Below are 17222 nucleotides of genomic sequence, written 5' to 3'. Positions count from 1 at the left end.
GGCTCACAGACGACACAGACTTCACAGACAACTGCTTGGGAACAGACTAACTGAAATATTCCAGCTTTTTCTGTGAAGTCTGTGTTGTCTGTGAGAAAAACTCAAACATTCCGCACCTTACGCGCCAGCAACCAGATACCCAGGCCAAGGGCAATGACCAGCGCCAACGCTATTCGCAGCGTTGCCGCTTCCGCGACAAAACCGATGAGCGGAGGTCCCATCAGAAAGCCGGTATACCCGACTGTCGAGACCGCGGCCAGCGCAATACCAGCCGACATGGTTTCCGAACGCCCCGCCTCCGAGTACACCAGCGGTACTACCACCGCTACGCCAAGCCCGATGATCAGGAAACCGGTGATCACTACATTCGGCAGGGGCAAACCTACGGCAAGCAGCATGCCGATCGCAATAGCTAATCCGCTGAATTGCAGCATTTTTTTGAGACCGAGACGCACCGTCAGCCAGTCGCCGAAGAAACGCCCGGCTGCCATTGTAATCGTAAAGGCTGTATATCCCAAAGAAGAAACAAGTCCGCCGGATTGCTTGAAGTAGATGGAAGACCAGTCGGCCATAGCTCCCTCCGTCAGCATACAGCAAAAGGCAATCATTCCGAGGAGAAGCAGCGTTTTGTCAGGCCAGACAAACAACGGTGTTTTCTCACCGTTTTGCTCGCGCCGGTCGGTATTAAGCAGTGCGCGTACTGCCACCACCGCGGCAATGGCGGATAGCGCGGTGACGGCGAGAAAATGATATCCCGGCTGGATTTTCAGGGAAACGGCAATGCCGCCCAGCGCTGATCCGGCAAAGGCGCCAAGACTGAACAACCCGTGGCAGGAGGACATAATGGGTTTACGAAGTCCGTTTTCAACGCCGACTACCTGGGTATTGACAGCAATGTTGACGATGTCTCCGGCAATACCGTAGAGAAACAACGCGCCGGCCAATTGCCAGCCTGTCTGCACAAATCCGAGCAGCGGCAGCACGCACACGTAGAGGAGCAACGCCCAGAATGTCACGCGGCGGCTGCCAATGCGGGTGACAAGCCAGCCGGCGGGAGCCAGGGAGAGAATCGATCCCAGCGGCATGCCGAGGAGGATCGACCCGAGCTGACCGGCGTTCAGGTCGAGGTGTTCCTGAATATCGGGAATGCGGGCCGCCCAACTGGCGAAACACAATCCCATCAGGAAAAAGAAGGTACTCACAGACAGGCGGGCCGCCTGAAACTCGGTTCGGGCGGGCACGGCGGTTTTAATCATACAGGAACCTGTTCATTCAGGAGAAGGCTCTCCACGTCCTTCCAGCTTTTGACACGCTGATAGCCTGTCAGCGACTGGTTATGCGGTGCGTCGAACAAAATAGGCGTGCCACGGAAGGTGGCGAGGTTTTTCTCGTGGTCGTCGATGAGGTAGTCCGCGTCGATCATCCATTTATGCCCGCACAGAACAATGTACCGCCAGTCGATAAAGGCAAAATGTTCTGCCAGCCACTCCACTTTTTCCTTCAGCGAATTCGGAAATTCGATGGCAGCGGAGACAATGAATACTTCATATTGTTCCATGAGGCGGCGAACGACATCCTGCGCGTCGGGCATGACCTGCATTCCCCGGAAAAAGCCCGGCTCATGTACCCAGGATTTGACAGTATCGGCGTGAATATCAATGGAGGCGGCCCAGTTGTGGCCCTGGAGAAGTTCTTTGGAGACGGCCTTGCCCATCCGTTCGGTGGCGTATTCGGCGAAGCGGGCTGAGGCGTCTGCCAGCACGTCATCCATGTCAATCAAAATACGTTTCATAGGGTTATTGACGAAATTACCTGCTCCCCGGCCAATACCTGGAGCAATGTTGAAATACTTTCCTGATCCCAGCGGTCGGTTTTCCAGTCGGCCAGCGACAAGTCCTGCGCGCCGGAATGGGGGTTGATAAAACCGAAACAGGGCATACCCGCCGCCTTGGCCGCACGGCAGCCGTTGGTGGAATCTTCAATGACGAAACATTCTTCGACCGGAACGCCGAAGTATTCCGCCTGACGAACGAAAATTTCCGGATCCGGTTTGGCTTTGGCTACATCCTCACCGGAAAGTACGTTTTCGAAATAGGTACTCAATCCCGAACGCCGCAGACAGAGGTCTACCATCCGCCGCTGATTCGAAGACGACAATGCGATCCGGTATCCCTGCTGCTGAAGTATTTCAAGGAGTTCGGGAATGCCGTCGATAACGGGAAATGGATTCAGCGTCGCGAACTTCACCATCAGCAGGTCATACTCCTGTTCTACATATACCTCCGCTTCGAGCGGAAGCTTCTCCGGATAGAGCGCCTTGTAGTGACGGTAAATCTCGCGGGAAGCAACACCCGTCAGGGCGTCAACTTCCTCCTGGCTGAGATCAATGCCCAGTTTGGTTGAAAAATAATAGGGATGAAACTGATGGTAGATTGTCTCGCTGTCCACCAGTACACCATCCATGTCGAAAATGACCAGTTTCATGAGGTTTCGTTTTTGAAGGTCAATTGGGAAGAAAGACCGAAACTTTTTGCCAAAATACCGCAAACTTTTGCGGATAATCAAATTATCTTTGCGTTAAATTCCGAATAAAACCGAAATAAACCGTAATGCTGCGCGACGAACGACTTCAGTACATTCTCCGGAAATTATCGGATCATCAGCGGGTCAGTTCGGTGGAACTGAGCCAGGAGCTGAAAGTATCGGACGATACCATCCGCCGGGATCTCAACGAACTCGCCGCCGCCGGTTTGCTGAAAAAAGTCCACGGAGGCGCCGTGCCCGCCATCCCAAAAGCGCCGGCTCCGCTGGGCCTTGCCGAACGCATCAACTATGCGCAGGAAGAGAAAGAGGAAATTGCCCGGAAAGCGGCCGCACTGTTTAAAGACGGGCAGACGGTGATTATCGACAACGGGTCGACCAACATGCTCATCGCCCGGTCGCTGCCGCCGGATCTGAAGGCGCAGATTTTTACCAACAGCCTGACGATAGCCCAGATTCTCAGCGAGCACCCGTTTGTGGAAGTAAATATGCTCGGCGGCCTGATTTTCAAGCGGGCGCAGGTAGCGGTGGGAGCGGGGGTTATGAATACGATTGAGCGCCTGCGTCCCGATTTCTGCATCATGGGCGTCTGCTCCATCCACCATGAAATCGGCCTGACAACGCCGTACTGGGAGGAATCGCTCATCAAACAGAAAATGGTGGAAGTATCCAAAAAAGTAGTGGCAACGGCCTGGCGCGACAAATTCAATACCGCCGATACCTGCCAGGTATGCGATTACGAAGAGCTGGATCTGCTGATTACGTCGTCTGTTGTTACGCCGGAACAACTGGTTCCCTATCGCGATAAAGGCGTTGAAATCTGGTAATTTCCGGGTCTGAAAGGTGAAAAAATCCGGTATTGCAGCGAAAGGGAGTAAGTTTTTCGTATATTCTGATAGAATTCCCGCCAGAATTTCGTTTCTACCCAGAGTGTCCGATGAATTGCCCCTAACGATGTGATACCATGATAGAAGACTTTCTCCCGGAAAAAAACAGCGCTACCCAAAAAGTGACCAAAGGATCCGTTCTGCTGGCCGAACCTTTTCTGGGTGACGAAAACTTCGAACGCAGCGTGGTCCTGATGTGCGAGCACAATCCCCAGGGGTCGTTCGGACTGGTACTGACACAAACCACGGAATTACTGCTCGACGACGTTATCGATGACGATATCTACCCCGACGTTCCCCTGTTCGTTGGAGGACCTGTCGAGAAAAATACCCTCCACTTCATTCACCGCCGGCCGGATATCATTGAAGGTTCGGTAGAGCTGGGAGAACGGTTGTTCTGGAGCGGAAATTTTCAGCAAATCAAGCAGTTACTGAACCTCGGTACCTTGCCTGTAGCCGATATCCGGTTTTTTATCGGATACTCGGGGTGGTCGGCCGGGCAGCTCGATGGCGAAATCGCCCGGGATTCCTGGATTGTCTCTCAAAGTGATTCCGATCTGTTTTTCGATTGCGCGACGGATCAGCTCTGGCGTACTATCCTCCGGAACATGGGCGGCGCCTATCGGGTGCTGTCGCATTATCCGACGGATCCGAGGTTGAATTAGGCAGTCGATCGTCAGCTTTCGGCAACTGACTTTCGATAATTGACTTGAAAGAGAAAAGAGCGGGTCGAAGCCCGCTCTTTTCTCTTTTACTTGCCTGCCCGGTGGAAGGAGTTGTTCTTCTTGTCGTATCGGCCCAGCGGGATGCTGTAGCCAACGAGGAGGGAGAAAGACTGATTCCGGACGTCCTTCAATTCCACCGGCGTATCGGCTTTATAGACTTTGCTGAAGCCGCGGTTGAAACGTGCGTCGATATTGATCCAATGCTGCTTCGGCAAACCGATATTGAGGCCGGCGCCGACAGTGGCGCCAATGTCTACCGTCTTGAACGCGTCGTTATTCAGGGCATTGTTTCCGATCTGAAAATTGACAGAAGGCCCGATGAATACCTTGGGCCGAATCGCACCGTTTCCGAGGTCATTGCCAAAATAGTACGTGGCCAGTACCGGTACCTGAATGTAATCCAGGTTAATGTTCGGAGAGCCGTCGAGCTTCACACCCGCGCGGGTATACAGGACATTGGCTGTCAATCCGAAATGCTCACGGATACTGTAGTTCACAAATACCCCGCCGGAGAATCCAAGCTTGTAACCGGGGTTTAAATTGGGAGCAACCTTCTTGAAATTGGCCAGGGTGGCATAGCTGCCGCCGATCATGGGGCCAATGGAAATGTTTTCACGTTGGGCGAAGGCGTTTCCTGCCACAAGGAAAAAAAGAGCGACTGCAATCGAACGCATACGGGTGTTTCGGGTGAAATGAACGATCAAAGGTACGGAAGTCCCCGCAGACCGTGCGGGTTTCCCGCAATATGAACGAAAGAATGCCGGTTTCAGACTTCTTATTCCGCCGGAAAAATCACCGGGCCGGTTCATTCCACCATTCATCGGCAGCCATGAGCGTATCCCAGCCGAGGCGACGGTATTTCGGATTGATGCCCCGGGACCGGTCCGGAAAGGAGAAATTTGTCAATACCTGATCGCCGATGACCCGGAAATCATGCGCAACGAGGAAGGGCTTCTTCTGGCCCGCTCTGTGCCAGTCGCCGCGAAAAACGAAACCGGCTCCTCCGTCCGGCGCACCAGGGCCGCCTGTCCATACCCGGAGTTTTCCGTCTTTCTCCTGTGCGAGTACAATGCCGAACCGGCCGGAAAATATTCCGGGGTCCGGAATGCCGGATTCAGGAAGGGAAAAGGTTCCGGTCGCAGCTACCAGTTGCCGGATATCCGGATTGAGGTCTGCCGGAAAATGGGGATCGGTTACTGCAAAGAGTGAATCGAGCGTCAACTCGCCCTGAAAAGCAGCTATCCGCTTCTTATGCCGCGTTTTTCCGGTCAGGAGATACCGGCTTGGCTGCCGGGGATCTTTCCGGACCGTTTCAAAAAACACTTCGATACGGTAGTGATCCGCCCCGAAGAAGCCATTCAGCGGGGTTTCCGATCCGGACTGACGGGAAGCGATAACCGAACCGATATCCTGCGCGCGCCAGAAAGGCGCCGGATCTTTTACCAGTGTCAAAGATACCGGGGATTGACCGGAAGGTACGCCCTCGGGCGCCGATACCGCCACTGCAAGCGTATCTGACGCTGACAGGGTCGTGTTCCGCGAGCCGGTAGTACAACTGTAGAAACAGGCAGTAAGGAGGACAACAAACAAAAGAGACTTCATCGTGGGAGGTTGGTTAACGCCGGAAGGCACTGAGCAGCTTCCGGGCCCAGCCGGCGCGGATGAGGCATTCTGCGATAAACAGGTTGCCGGTCCAGCAGAGCCATGCGACGGTCTGGTACGTTTCAACGGGTTTTGCCGAAAAATAGTATGGCAGAAGGATCGTCTCTACCCGCAGGCTCAGTGCCGCCAGCGTCAGGGCATAGCTGCGCCACATCATTTCCGCGTGTTCATTCAACTGATGACGGCGGATAGCCCGCAAGGCCTGAAAGGTCACCAGCCACCAGACAATCGCCAGAAAGGCAAAGCCTGTTTTGGCGACAAACCCGCCATTGGCATACCACGCCAAACCCAGTCCGGACGGTGCAGCGAGTACCAGTATGACGAACGTATAAACATACCCGGCCCGGCGGTGCCACACCGGAAAACGACGAAACAGCGAGGGAATGAACTGAAACAACCCGGTCATGAATACCACCCAGCCGCTGGTGATATGGACAAAAAAGTAAACGAGGAAATCGGTTCGTGCCAGCGTATCCTCCGGCTTCGTCGACAGAAAAAATACCCCCGGCCGGTAAGGAAAATACGGCGTGATATGCGTGAGCATCAGGAGAGCGAAGAGGAAAATGAGGATTCCGGCCAGCAGGCCTGTCCCTTTCATGGCGGGTGATAGTTTCATGGCTGGATGCGTTGGGGTAGTATGTTAAGACTCGGCAATGTATTGTTAACCAGTAAGTTAACAGCAAAAAAGCCCGCCGGTATTCCGGCGGGCTCCAAGATCGGATATTTTCTGAAAACGGCTGCGATCAGTCGTGCTCTTTGTCTTTGGGTTTGTCCTTCAGGCGTTCGAGCAGCATTTGCGTAAAGCGCTGGTCGGCTTTATAGAGTTCGGCAAGTTGCCGCACGTCGATTACCTTGAGAAATTTGCCCTGATAGTCCTTTTCAAGGTCAACCTCCTGCTGGCGGAGTTCGAGGATTTCCTTCAGGTTTTTGCGGACGGCGTCTTCCGAGGTAGCAAGGTTATTGGTCTCCCCGTTCAGCTTCCGGATGCGGTGCCGGATCTCCCGCTTTTTGTTTTCGTATTCGTTGAAAAGCGGCCAGAAATCCTTCGATTGGTCAGGCGTGAGATTGAGGCGGTTGGTGATCCAGGTAATCTTGGCCGCCCGGATTTGCTGCATTCCTTCGCGGTTGTTCTGGGCAAAGGTACCAGCGGAGGCGGCAAACAGTAAGAAACCAGTTATCCAGTATTTCATAGTGATGGGTACTAAGAGCTGCCCGGGGGCAACCGGCTAATAATCAGATAATATCTTCCAGGTCTTCGATGGGTACCTGGTCCAGAATATCTTTCCGGGAAACTTTCAGGTTTTGCAGGGGGCGCGCATTCAGGCTATCCAGAAAGTACTGGTTCTGAGCGGCGTCGGACAAGTCCTGCAGGGAAAGGTTTTGCTGCTGTTTGAGGTAGCTGATGATGTCGTCGGCGCGGACCTGGCTCAGGGATTCCGTTCCGATGGAATCCTGGCGGGTGGGCCAGCTGAAGTAGGTCAGTACGGCTACCACTGCGGCGGCGCCGACCGACATCCAGGTTCGCCGGGGCGACCAGCGGATCGAGAATACTTTCTCGGCTTTCTGCTTTTCCTGTATGCGGGCCTGAATACGTTGGGGTAAATCCTCAAAGTAATGGTCAGGGGTCTTCGGGGGCCCGGCTTTCGGAATTTCGTCCAGCCGGAATCGGTTCTGTTCCATCTCTCCGTCCAAAATAATAAACGAATAGTTTAAAATGAAGGATCTTGATAATCAGTATTTTAAACCTTTCAGCTTGGAACGAACCCATTGCTGAAAGTTTAATTTCCGTTCAAAAAATCTTCAATTTTCCGGACCGCATGGTGGTAGGACGCTTTCAGGGCGCCTTCCGAGGTGCCGGTTACCTCCGCCATCTGTTCGTATGGCATTTCATCGTAATACCGCAAATGAAAAACCAGGCGCTGCTTTTCGGGCAGTCGCAGGATGGCTTTCTGGAGTTTGTTCTGTATTTCGTCGGCTGAGAGTTCCGGGTCGGCATCGACCTTGCCTTCCAGTTCGTAGTCGACATCGTCGAGCGGGGTAAAAAAACGACGCTTCTTTTTGTTCAGAAAGTTGAAGCACTCGTTGCTGGCGATACGGTAGATCCAGGTAAAAAGCTGGGAATCACCGCGAAATTCTCCTAAGTGCTGCCAGACTTTGATGAATGTTTCCTGGGTCAGGTCGTCGGCATCGGCGTGGTCAATGACCATCTTCCGGATCAGGCCGTACACTTTCTGCTGGTACTTGCGAATAAGGAGATTGAACGCATAATTCCGCGTTTCGGGGTTCGCAAATTTCTCCAGCAGTTCCTGATCTGTCATGCAAGCTTGGGGCCTTTCCGCTGAAACGCCGGCCGTGGGCCTTTCGTTTCCGTTCACCGGCTCCGGTGAAAACAAGTTGAGCTGGTCCACCAACATGGACCAGCTCAAAGGAAGCGAAAAAATGATTATTTCGCTTTACGGGCAATGGCTTTTTTGGCAGCCTCAACGATGTTTTCCGCTTTCAGGCCGTATTTCGCCATGAGCTCGTCGGGGGTGCCGCTTTCGCCGAAGGTGTCTTTCACGCCGACAAATTCCTGGGGAGCCAGGTATTGGGTGATCAGCACGTGTGCGATGCTTTCGCCGAGACCACCGTTGACCTGGTGTTCTTCAGCGCTTACGCAGCAGCCGGTCTTTTTGACGGAAGCGAGGATCGCGTCTACGTCGAGCGGCTTGATCGTGTGAATGTTGATGATTTCGGCGGAGATACCCTGATCTTCCAGGATCTGGCAGGCCTGAAGCGCTTCCCAGACGAGGTGGCCGGTTGCGAAGATGCTGACGTCCGTTCCTTCGTTGAGGGTAATGGCTTTTCCGATTTCGAACGGCATGTCTTCCGGGATGAATACCGGAATAACCGGCCGGCCGAAGCGGAGGTATACCGGGCCTTCGTGCGCCGCAGAGGCGATGGTCGCCTGCTTGGTCTGGTTGTAGTCGCAGGGATTGATGACTGTCATGTTCGGCAGGGCCTTCATCATGGCGAGGTCTTCGAGTACCTGGTGGGTGGCGCCGTCTTCTCCGAGCGTCAGACCGGCGTGCGATACTGCGATCTTGACGTTTTTGTTGGAGTAGGCTACTGCCTGACGTACCTGATCGAATACCCGGCTGGAGCCGAAGTTGGCGAAGGTCGTCGCGAAGGGGATCTTCCCGCCGATCGTCAGACCGGCCGAAATACCGATCATATTGGCTTCGGAAATCCCGCACTGGAAGAAACGTTCGGGGTTTTCCTTGATGAACGTATCGATTTTGAGGGAACCGACGAGGTCGGCGCAGAGCGTTACGACCTGCGGATTGGTGCGGCCCAGCTCAGTCATACCGGCTCCGAAACCGGAACGGGTATCTTTTTTATCGGTATAGGGATATTGTGTCATCGGTCAAGTCTTGTTTTGTCGGATTAATAATCGCCGAGGGTCTCAGGAAGTTGTTCCAGCGCTTTGGCCAGCTGCTCGTCGTTCGGAGCAACGCCGTGCCATTTGTGGGTGTGCATCATGAAATCGACACCCTGACCCATTTCCGTTTTTGTGATGATCACGATGGGTTGTCCCTGACCGGTGAGCGCCTTGGCAGCCGTCAGAACGGCTTCGAGCGACTCGTAATCATTGCCATCCATGTGCAGCACGCGCCAGCCGAAGGCTTCGTATTTGGCGCCGAGATCGCGGTTGTTCATGACCTTGTCGGTCGGGCCGTCAATCTGCTGTCCGTTGAAATCCACAAACGCAATCAGGTTATCGACCTTGTGGTGAGGGGCAAACGTGGCCGCTTCCCAGATCTGACCTTCCTGCTGCTCGCCGTCGCCCATGAGGACATACACGAGGTGGTTGTCGCCGTTGAGTTTTTTCGCGAGCGCTGCGCCGATGGAGACCGACAAACCCTGGCCGAGGGAGCCGGAAGCGATCCGGATGCCTTCGAGGTGTTCGGCCGTAGCAGGGTGGCCCTGAAGGCGGGAGTTGATCTTCCGGAAGGTAGCCAGCTCTGCAACGGGGAAGTACCCCCGGCGGGCGAGCACGGAGTACAGCACAGGCGAAATGTGGCCGTTGGAGAGGAAGAAAAGATCTTCTCCGGTACCGTTCATGTCGAAAACGACCGGGCCGGCGGCGTCCGTCTTGAGCTCCATGTGTTTGAAATACAGGCTGACGATCAGATCGGTACAGCCTAACGATCCGCCCGGGTGACCGGATTTTGCCCCGTGAACCATGCGTACGATGTCACGGCGAACCTGGGAAGCGATGTCCTGGATGTTCATAAGTAAGGGATAAACAGTTCCGGCAGCAATGCCGGATTACTTCAAAATTTGATTCGTATGATCCTGAGAATCGACTTTCTGAATAATGTCGCGGATCACCCCCTGTTCATCAATGACGAACGTGGTGCGGAGGATCCCCATATATTGACGGCCAAACAGCACTTTTTCCCCCCATACGCCGTAGTCGTTGATGATCTTATGATCGGTATCGGCCAGCAGCGGGAAGGGGAGTTCGTACTTTTTGATGAACTTCTGATGCGACTTGGCCGAATCGGCACTTACGCCCAGTACTACATAGCCATTTTTCTGTAACAAACCGTAGTTATCGCGGAGGTTGCAGGCCTGATTGGTGCAGGTGGGAGTATTGTCTTTGGGATAAAAATAAAGGACTACTTTCTTACCGGCGAAGTCCTGTAGTCTGACAAGCTGGCCGTTCTGGTCGAGTGCCTCGAACGACGGCGCCTTGTCGCCGACTTGAAGGGTCATAGGTTCTGCGTTTCTTCGGCTGGGTTTCCGGGCGGTCCGGGAAACATCAGCCAGGTTTTGGGAATCGACCTGCCTAATGGGAGGTAACTTTCGGTCTGCCAAAATTAGCCTTGTTTCCGGAATTGTCGGTCACTTCCAGCATCAATTCGCCGCGAAAGGGGCGATCCTTCGTTCTTTCTTCCGAAAACAAAAGGTCATTTTTGGCGTCATAGCTTAAAATCACGCGTTCCTGGCCTATTCTGGCCTTCCACGACCGGATACCGGAAAGGTTATCCCGGATGCGGAAACGAAGCTGCAATGAGTCGACGCGCTCGGGGGTAATCTTCGGCGCGATGCTATCCGTGGCGAGGTAGAATGTTCCGAGAACCGGCGTAGAAAAGCGGATGCGCCCTTTTTCCCAGGTTCCGCCCAGGTATTCGGGTTCTTCTCCCTCGCGGTAGGCCGCCGTTTGTAGGTAGCTCTGCGGCTGATGATCCGGGAGATAGGAGATGCTGATTCGTCCTTTCAGGGGAATGGTCGCTTCGGAGACAGTGATTTTCCCATCCGTTTCGGCGACCTGAACAAAGAGGGTATCGTAAAGGCTGCCGGCGTCAAATGAAACCTCGGTCTTCCCGGCGGCCAGCCTGCCGGTTCGGCCGGGATATGCGGTGCCGGCAAAACCGAAGCGAAGCAGTTTTTCGCCGATCTGTAGCGAGTCGGGAAGGCCCTGCCGCAGGTCTACCAGAAAGCAGCCGGCGTAGGCAGCTGCGACGACTTTGGACGCACCCTTCTGAAAAATAGTCAGCGTATCTTCCGGTGAGCCCTTGATCGTCAGCCAGTTTTCTTCGACGGACCAGCGGAGCGATCCGTCGGCAGCCGAGGCGCGGAGACGGGCGTCGCCCTTCACCCAAAACGTCAGTTCCGATTTATTCTGAAAGTGATCCCAGGCACGCAGTGTGACCTGGTATACCGAATCCGGCACTACCCGCAGACGGCCGTTTCCAGGCGAATAGACGGAGAGGCGATCGTTGCCGTCAGCCACATAACACCGCTGGAAAAACTTACCGGTTTCGTAATAAGTAGCGTAATCGGTGTGAATATTGATGTCGTCGGTAAACGCCTCTTCCACCATTCCCATGTGGTGGTAGTGATGCTCCCGGCCATTGACGAGTATTTCGACGCAGCTCAGACCGTTGTGGGAAGAAGAACCGTCGGCCATATCAAAGCCGAGCAGTTCCAGGCCGATCTCTCCTGCCGCCCGAAGGGTATCGCCGAGGCGGTAGGTACGTACGGAAGGATTATCGGATGCTTCCCGCGCGAGGCTGAATTCCATCCGGCCAAACCGCCCTGAAATCCGGGACGTGCCTCCGAGCGTCCGTACGGCCAGGGCTTCGAACGTCGGCGGAATATGGTCGGATACCTCGCCAAACGAGTAGGCGAGGGGGTCCAGGTTACGGCCTTTTGCATCACGGATCTCGAAATGCAGGTGAGGACCCATGGAGGAGCCTGAGTTGCCGGAGAGGCCGATTTCTTCCCCGCGGGTCAGGGGTAACTCATTTGCGCCGGGCGTCAGGGATACCTCGAAGGCATCAGCGGCAAGCTGGTGTCTCCGGACGTAAGCGGCAATCTTGTCGTTAAAGCGCTGCAGGTGCGCATACACGCTGGTTTCTCCTCCGGGGTGTTTGACGAATACCACATTCCCGTAACCCATCCGGCTGACGAGTACTTTCGAAACATAGCCCCGTTCAATACTCTGCACAGACAGGCCTTCCTGCTGGCGGGTTTTGATATCGATGCCCGCGTGGAAGTGATTGGGACGAAGTTCGGCAAAGGTACCGGCCAGCTGAGCGGACTTACCCGGCTCGATCGGAAAGAGAAAGGCCTGGGCAACAGCCTGAAACGAACAGAAAAACAGCAGCAGAAAGCGTATTGCCAATTCAGAAAACGGAAACGTCCTGACGGACAGCGTGAAAGGAATTATTTGACGTCGAAATCGAGCAGCGTCTGGCCTTCGAGGGAAGCCGTCAGCCGGTCGCCGATTTTGACGGGGCCTACGCCCGCCGGTGTTCCGGTAAAAATCAGGTCTCCGATTTTGAGGGTAAAAAATTTGGAGAGGTAGGCAATGATTTCCCCAAAAGACCACAGCATCAGAGATGTATCGCCTTCCTGCCGGGTTTCTCCGTTGATTTTAAGATCGAAGGTCAGCTGCGGAAAGCCGGGAAACTGGCTTTTGGGCAGAAAATCCGAAATGGGCGCGGAGCCGTCGAAGCCTTTGGCGATATCCCAGGGGAGGCCTTTTGCCTTCAGTTTGGATTGCACGTCTCGGGCGGTGAAGTCGATACCCAGTCCGATTTCCTCGTAGTAGTTATCGGCAAACTTTACCGGAATATTTTTACCCAGTTTATTGATTTTCAGAACGATCTCCAATTCATGGTGAACATCCTGGGTGAAATCGGGCAGATAGAAGGGGCTGTTCTTACGCAGAATGGCCGAATCAGGTTTGGAAAAGATGACGGGCTCGGCGGGACGTTCGTTCTGCAGCTCGGCGATGTGTTCGGCGTAGTTCCGCCCAATACAAAAAATCCGCATGGCTTCGTTCGTAGTGAAAAGACCAGAATAGAGGAGCACCGGTGCGCAAACTGAGTTTTTTTCCTCAATTTTGGAGCGCTGTACCCCGGCCTGCAAAACTAACGGTTCAGCCAGATAATACAGACCGGGTACAGGATTTTCTGTTCACAAGTATCCCCGAATGATCAACAACCAATGAAAAGAACCTTCGCTTTTGGATTAGTACTGACCGTCGTAGTCTGGGCTTGTAGCCGTGTTCCGATTTCGAACCGGAAACAACTGTTGCTGGTATCGGACGCTGAGATGAACCAGCAGGCGCTGGTCAGCTACAAGCAATTTCTTGACACCAACCGCGTCGTTAATTCCAGCCAGAGTACGGCGATGGTCAAAAATGTAGGAAAGCGGATTGCAGCGGCGGCCACGCAGTATTTCAACGATATCAAGCACCCCGAGTTTCTGGAAGGCTATAACTGGGAGTTTAACCTGGTGGAAGACAAGCAGGTGAATGCGTGGTGTATGCCCGGTGGAAAGGTAGTCGTTTACACCGGCCTGTTGCCTGTTACGCAGACAGAAGCGGGCCTGGCGACGGTAATGGGCCACGAAATTTCGCACGCGATTGCCAAACACGGCGCCGAGCGGGTAAGTCAGGCGTATGTGTCGCAGGGACTGCTCGTAGGCGGCCAGGTGGCGTTGGGCGTTGCGATGGCGAATAAGTCGTCTCAGGCCCAGAATATCTGGAACACGGCTTATGCAGCGGCGGCTCCTGCAGCGATGAACATTGCCTTGCTGCGGTACAGCCGTCAGCATGAGAGCGAAGCGGATCATCTTGGCCTGATCTTTATGGCTATTGCCGGATATGACCCGAAGGAAGCCATTACCTTCTGGCAGCGGATGGCGAATGCGAGCAAGAATTCGCAGAAACCTCCGCTGCTGCTGTCGACGCACCCGTCGGACGAGCAGCGTATTGAAGATTTGAGGAGATTGGTGCCGGAGGCGGAGAAGTTTTATACGGCGTATCGGAGCAGGTAGGCGGCAGCCCTCCATGTGGCTGCCCCATCTGGTAACCCCGGGCTGCGGCTCCATCTCGTAACCCCGGGCGCAGCCCGGGGTTACCGGGGTTAGACCCCTTCGGGGTCATGCGCGCTGCCCCCTGCGCCAACAGCAAAAAAAATACCCCTGCTGATTTCTCAGCAGGGGTATTTTTTTTGGCCGTTGGCCTTACACGCCTTTCAGTACGTCTTTCAGACGATCGGCCGCGTCTTTCAGCTGAACGGCTGAATGAACCTGCAGACCTGATTCGTCGATGATTTTCGCACCTTCTTCGGCGTTCGTTCCCTGGAGGCGAACCACGATGGGGACGGGGATATTACCGATGGCCTTGTAGGCTTCAACGATACCCGTCGCTACGCGGTCGCAGCGAACGATACCACCAAAAATATTGATGAGGATAGCCTTTACATTCGGGTCCTTCAGGATGATCCGGAAGCCGGCTTCCACGGTCTTCGCGTTGGCGCCACCCCCTACGTCGAGGAAGTTGGCCGGCTCACCGCCGGAGAGTTTGATAAGGTCCATCGTCGCCATGGCCAGACCGGCGCCGTTTACCATACAACCGATGTTTCCGTCGAGCTTGACGTAGTTCAGGTTGAAATGGCCGGCTTCAACTTCCAGGGGATCTTCTTCGAGAATATCCCGCATTTCAGCCAGGTCAGGGTGACGGAAAAGAGCGTTGTCGTCGAGGTTTACCTTCGCGTCGACAGCCAGAATCTTGTTGTCAGACGTCTTCAGTACCGGGTTGATCTCGAATTGAGATGCGTCGGTATCGATGTATGCTTTATACAGGGAGCTGACGAACTTCACCATCTCCTTGAACGCGTCGCCTTCCAGACCGAGTGCAAACGCGATCTTGCGGGCCTGGAAGCCCTGGAGGCCGACACGGGGATCGATCCATTCCTTGATGATTTTTTCCGGGGAATGAGCAGCTACCTCTTCGATGTCCATCCCGCCTTCGGTCGACGCCATGATGACGTTGCAACCCTTCGTACGGTCCATCAGGATCGCCAGGTAGAATTCCTTCGGCTCGCTCGCACCGGGATAGTAGACATCTTCCGAAATCAGCACTTTATGTACTTTCTTTCCTTCGGGGCCTGTCTGGTGCGTCACCAGTTGCATGCCAAGGATCTGACCGGACTTCTCACGGACGTCTTCGTAGTTCTTGGCCAGCTTCACGCCACCGCCTTTGCCACGGCCACCGGCATGAATCTGCGCCTTTACCACAAACCATTTCGTACCCGTCTTGATGTTGAGCTCGCGGGCTACTTCGACCGCTTTGTCGGGTGTGTCGGCGACGATGCCCTCCTGAATACGTACACCGTATCTCTTCAGGATATCCTTCGCCTGGTATTCGTGTATGTTCATTAGGAAGATGAGTGAGGTTTCTTTTTCCAGTCGGAAAATTAGGGAGAATTCGATAAAGTCTTTGAGTTAAGTTGGACAAAGTTTAGGAACTTTGCTCAACAAAATATAGCTGACAGCCCCGGTCCGGTGAGCGCCTTCGGGCCTAATAAACTGATTAACAGGAGCGACCCGGGGCTATTTTTGTTTTGCATCCATGCTCGAAGCGCGCCAACTCGTCAAGTCATACGGCTCTTTACAGGTACTTAAGGGAATCGACCTCGAAATCCGTTCCGGTGAAATCGTCTCTATCGTCGGCGCATCCGGCGCCGGGAAAAGTACCCTTCTCCACCTGCTCGGGACGCTCGACAAACCCGACGGCGGCCAGTTGCTGCTCGACGGAGAAGACCTTACCCGGCTAAAGGACAAAGCCCTGGCTGATTTCCGTAACCGGAAAATCGGTTTCATCTTCCAGTTTCATAACCTCATGCCGGAATTTACCGCGCTTGAAAACATCTGCATGCCGGCCTGGATCGGCGGCGAAGACCGCAAAGCCCGCGCAACCGAACTGCTGGAGCGCCTCGGCCTGGCCGACCGCGCGACGCACTATCCCGGCCAGTTGTCCGGTGGCGAGCAGCAACGGGTGGCCGTGGCCCGGGCGCTGATCAACGCACCTTCTGTTGTGTTTGCTGACGAACCGTCCGGCAACCTCGATTCCCGGAATGCCCGCGACCTGCACGAGCTTTTCTTTCAACTCAGGGATGAACTGGGACAGACCTTCGTCATCGTCACCCACAACGAAGAACTCGCCCAGATGGCGGACCGCAAGCTCGAAATGCGGGACGGCCGGATCGTCTAGTTCCTCAGCGTCAGCCCGATAGCCCAGTGGAAATCCGTTTTTTTCCGGCCGGGAATGACGACGCTTTCATAGGTATGGTCGACTGTAAGGGACAACGCCAGCAGTTTCCCGATGGAGTACGCGAACGTACTCAGCGAACTCCAGCGGAAGTTTCGTTCGTTGAGCGCGGGCTGCACAAACATCGACGTACTCCAGAGAAACTTGTTGTAGGAGGCACTCATCCGGACGCGTGTTGAGTTCCGGATGACGCGCACGTCTTCCGCATTCAGAAAATCCGTGAATTCGGAAATAATCGCGTTGGTCACCGACAGGCGGATATGCTTGTTCGGGCGCTGTCTTCCCCCCAGAATCCGCCAGCCAAATCCGCCGCCGCCGTACCACCGGGCGCCGATCTGGCGGAGGTTACTTTCTTCGTGTACGCCGAAGGCCATCAGGTAAAAATCATGACGGTTGTACCAAAGGGTGGCGTTTAGGTCGACAAACAATTCCCTTTCCTGTAGTTCTCCTCCAATGGTACCGTAGGTGTATCGGGGGGATGTGTAGAAACCGACGGGAGATTTCGTCGACTGAAAATCCAGGGATGTAACAATGGTATACAGCGCCCGCTGCACGTTTCCGGAACGGTAGTCGCCTCCAAGCGTGACAGAGTATGTCAGTTTTTTGGTCGAATCGGTTGACCGGGTCAATTGCACCAGATCCGGAAAATTCTCAACGCCGCGCGGCAGGGTATCCGCTGCCGCCGGGCGCGTGGTATCGGATTGAAAAGGATGGGCAACGGCTGCGGTTGTCCACCAGCACAGAACAAAAAGAAGGTACCTCATAGCGGAAAACGGGAATGAAACCGGAGCA

The 17222-nt window shown here is 54.5% G+C and carries 20 protein-coding genes; 4 read left to right on the top strand and 16 right to left on the bottom strand.

Annotated features, from left to right (window positions below; genetic code table 11):
* Positions 1-101: 101 nt before the first annotated feature.
* From BLR09_RS04975 to BLR09_RS04965, 3 genes are read right to left on the bottom strand one after another with little or no spacing between them, the layout of a single operon-like run.
* Positions 102-1256 (bottom strand): MFS transporter, encoded by a 1155-nt coding sequence (locus BLR09_RS04975; RefSeq protein WP_093198597.1) that lies wholly within the window; start codon positions 1254-1256, stop codon positions 102-104.
* Positions 1253-1792, bottom strand: a complete 540-nt coding sequence (locus tag BLR09_RS04970; protein WP_093198595.1) for a 5' nucleotidase, NT5C type — start codon at positions 1790-1792, stop codon at positions 1253-1255. The genes BLR09_RS04975 and BLR09_RS04970 overlap by 4 nt, the downstream gene beginning before the upstream one ends.
* A complete protein-coding gene (locus BLR09_RS04965) occupies positions 1789-2484 on the bottom strand; it encodes an HAD family hydrolase (protein WP_143011025.1) in 696 nt (231 codons plus the stop codon). Before BLR09_RS04965 ends, BLR09_RS04970 begins: the two co-directional genes overlap by 4 nt.
* A 125-nt stretch (positions 2485-2609) precedes the next feature.
* Between BLR09_RS04965 and BLR09_RS04960 the strand changes: the two genes are divergently transcribed.
* Both BLR09_RS04960 and BLR09_RS04955 read left to right on the top strand, forming a co-directional pair.
* On the top strand, positions 2610-3368 hold the full coding sequence (locus BLR09_RS04960) for a DeoR/GlpR family DNA-binding transcription regulator (protein ID WP_093198590.1): 759 nt from the start codon (positions 2610-2612) through the stop codon (positions 3366-3368).
* Positions 3369-3505: 137 nt separating this feature from the next.
* Positions 3506-4093: a YqgE/AlgH family protein gene (locus tag BLR09_RS04955; protein ID WP_093198587.1), complete on the top strand. Its 588-nt coding sequence runs from the start codon at positions 3506-3508 to the stop codon at positions 4091-4093.
* 86 nt (positions 4094-4179) lie between these two features.
* Here BLR09_RS04955 and BLR09_RS04950 read toward each other — a convergent pair whose 3' ends face one another.
* From BLR09_RS04950 to BLR09_RS04900, 11 genes are all read right to left on the bottom strand, one after another.
* The gene (locus tag BLR09_RS04950) at positions 4180-4827 is read right to left on the bottom strand and encodes a porin family protein (protein ID WP_176785456.1); all 648 of its coding nucleotides are present in this window, start codon (positions 4825-4827) and stop codon (positions 4180-4182) included.
* A gap of 118 nt (positions 4828-4945) precedes the next feature.
* Entirely contained in the window at positions 4946-5755 is an 810-nt protein-coding gene (locus tag BLR09_RS04945; protein WP_093198582.1) for a hypothetical protein, read from the bottom strand.
* A 13-nt stretch (positions 5756-5768) separates the two neighbouring features.
* Complete coding sequence (locus tag BLR09_RS04940; RefSeq protein ID WP_093198579.1) at positions 5769-6431, bottom strand: DUF2306 domain-containing protein; 663 nt, start codon at positions 6429-6431, stop codon at positions 5769-5771.
* 127 nt (positions 6432-6558) lie between these two features.
* Positions 6559-7005, bottom strand: coding sequence for a Spy/CpxP family protein refolding chaperone (locus tag BLR09_RS04935; RefSeq protein ID WP_093198576.1), 447 nt, complete (start codon positions 7003-7005; stop codon positions 6559-6561).
* A 43-nt stretch (positions 7006-7048) separates the two neighbouring features.
* Positions 7049-7495, bottom strand: coding sequence for a hypothetical protein (locus BLR09_RS04930; RefSeq protein WP_093198574.1), 447 nt, complete (start codon positions 7493-7495; stop codon positions 7049-7051).
* A gap of 98 nt (positions 7496-7593) precedes the next feature.
* Positions 7594-8133 carry an RNA polymerase sigma factor gene (locus tag BLR09_RS04925; protein ID WP_093199650.1) on the bottom strand — a complete coding sequence of 180 codons (540 nt, stop codon included), beginning with the start codon at positions 8131-8133 and terminating at the stop codon, positions 7594-7596.
* Positions 8134-8258: 125 nt separating this feature from the next.
* Entirely contained in the window at positions 8259-9218 is a 960-nt protein-coding gene (locus tag BLR09_RS04920) for a transketolase family protein (protein ID WP_093198571.1), read from the bottom strand.
* Between the two features lie 23 nt (positions 9219-9241).
* A complete protein-coding gene (locus BLR09_RS04915) occupies positions 9242-10090 on the bottom strand; it encodes a transketolase (protein ID WP_093198568.1) in 849 nt (282 codons plus the stop codon).
* 36 nt (positions 10091-10126) lie between these two features.
* Complete coding sequence (gene bcp, locus BLR09_RS04910; protein WP_093199647.1) at positions 10127-10576, bottom strand: thioredoxin-dependent thiol peroxidase; 450 nt, start codon at positions 10574-10576, stop codon at positions 10127-10129.
* 73 nt (positions 10577-10649) lie between these two features.
* Positions 10650-12491, bottom strand: a complete 1842-nt coding sequence (locus BLR09_RS04905) for a M23 family metallopeptidase (protein WP_176785455.1) — start codon at positions 12489-12491, stop codon at positions 10650-10652.
* A gap of 41 nt (positions 12492-12532) precedes the next feature.
* Positions 12533-13144 (bottom strand): fumarylacetoacetate hydrolase family protein, encoded by a 612-nt coding sequence (locus BLR09_RS04900; protein ID WP_093199645.1) that lies wholly within the window; start codon positions 13142-13144, stop codon positions 12533-12535.
* 174 nt (positions 13145-13318) lie between these two features.
* Here BLR09_RS04900 and BLR09_RS04895 point away from each other — a divergent pair, with 174 nt between their 5' ends.
* On the top strand, positions 13319-14152 hold the full coding sequence (locus BLR09_RS04895; RefSeq protein ID WP_093198562.1) for a M48 family metallopeptidase: 834 nt from the start codon (positions 13319-13321) through the stop codon (positions 14150-14152).
* A 189-nt stretch (positions 14153-14341) separates the two neighbouring features.
* On the opposite strand, the gene sucC is transcribed toward BLR09_RS04895, so the two are convergent.
* Positions 14342-15538: an ADP-forming succinate--CoA ligase subunit beta gene (gene sucC, locus BLR09_RS04890; protein ID WP_093198561.1), complete on the bottom strand. Its 1197-nt coding sequence runs from the start codon at positions 15536-15538 to the stop codon at positions 14342-14344.
* Between the two features lie 193 nt (positions 15539-15731).
* Between sucC and BLR09_RS04885 the strand changes: the two genes are divergently transcribed.
* Positions 15732-16373, top strand: coding sequence for an ABC transporter ATP-binding protein (locus tag BLR09_RS04885; RefSeq protein WP_093198560.1), 642 nt, complete (start codon positions 15732-15734; stop codon positions 16371-16373).
* On the opposite strand, the gene BLR09_RS04880 is transcribed toward BLR09_RS04885, so the two are convergent.
* A complete protein-coding gene (locus BLR09_RS04880; protein WP_093198557.1) occupies positions 16370-17194 on the bottom strand; it encodes a DUF481 domain-containing protein in 825 nt (274 codons plus the stop codon). The two genes, BLR09_RS04885 and BLR09_RS04880, sit on opposite strands and share 4 nt — an antisense overlap.
* Positions 17195-17222 lie beyond the last annotated feature (28 nt).

The organism is Siphonobacter aquaeclarae, assembly GCF_900103285.1.
GTDB lineage: Bacteria > Bacteroidota > Bacteroidia > Cytophagales > Spirosomataceae > Siphonobacter > Siphonobacter aquaeclarae.
This window is presented reverse-complemented; position numbering and strand designations above follow the sequence as displayed.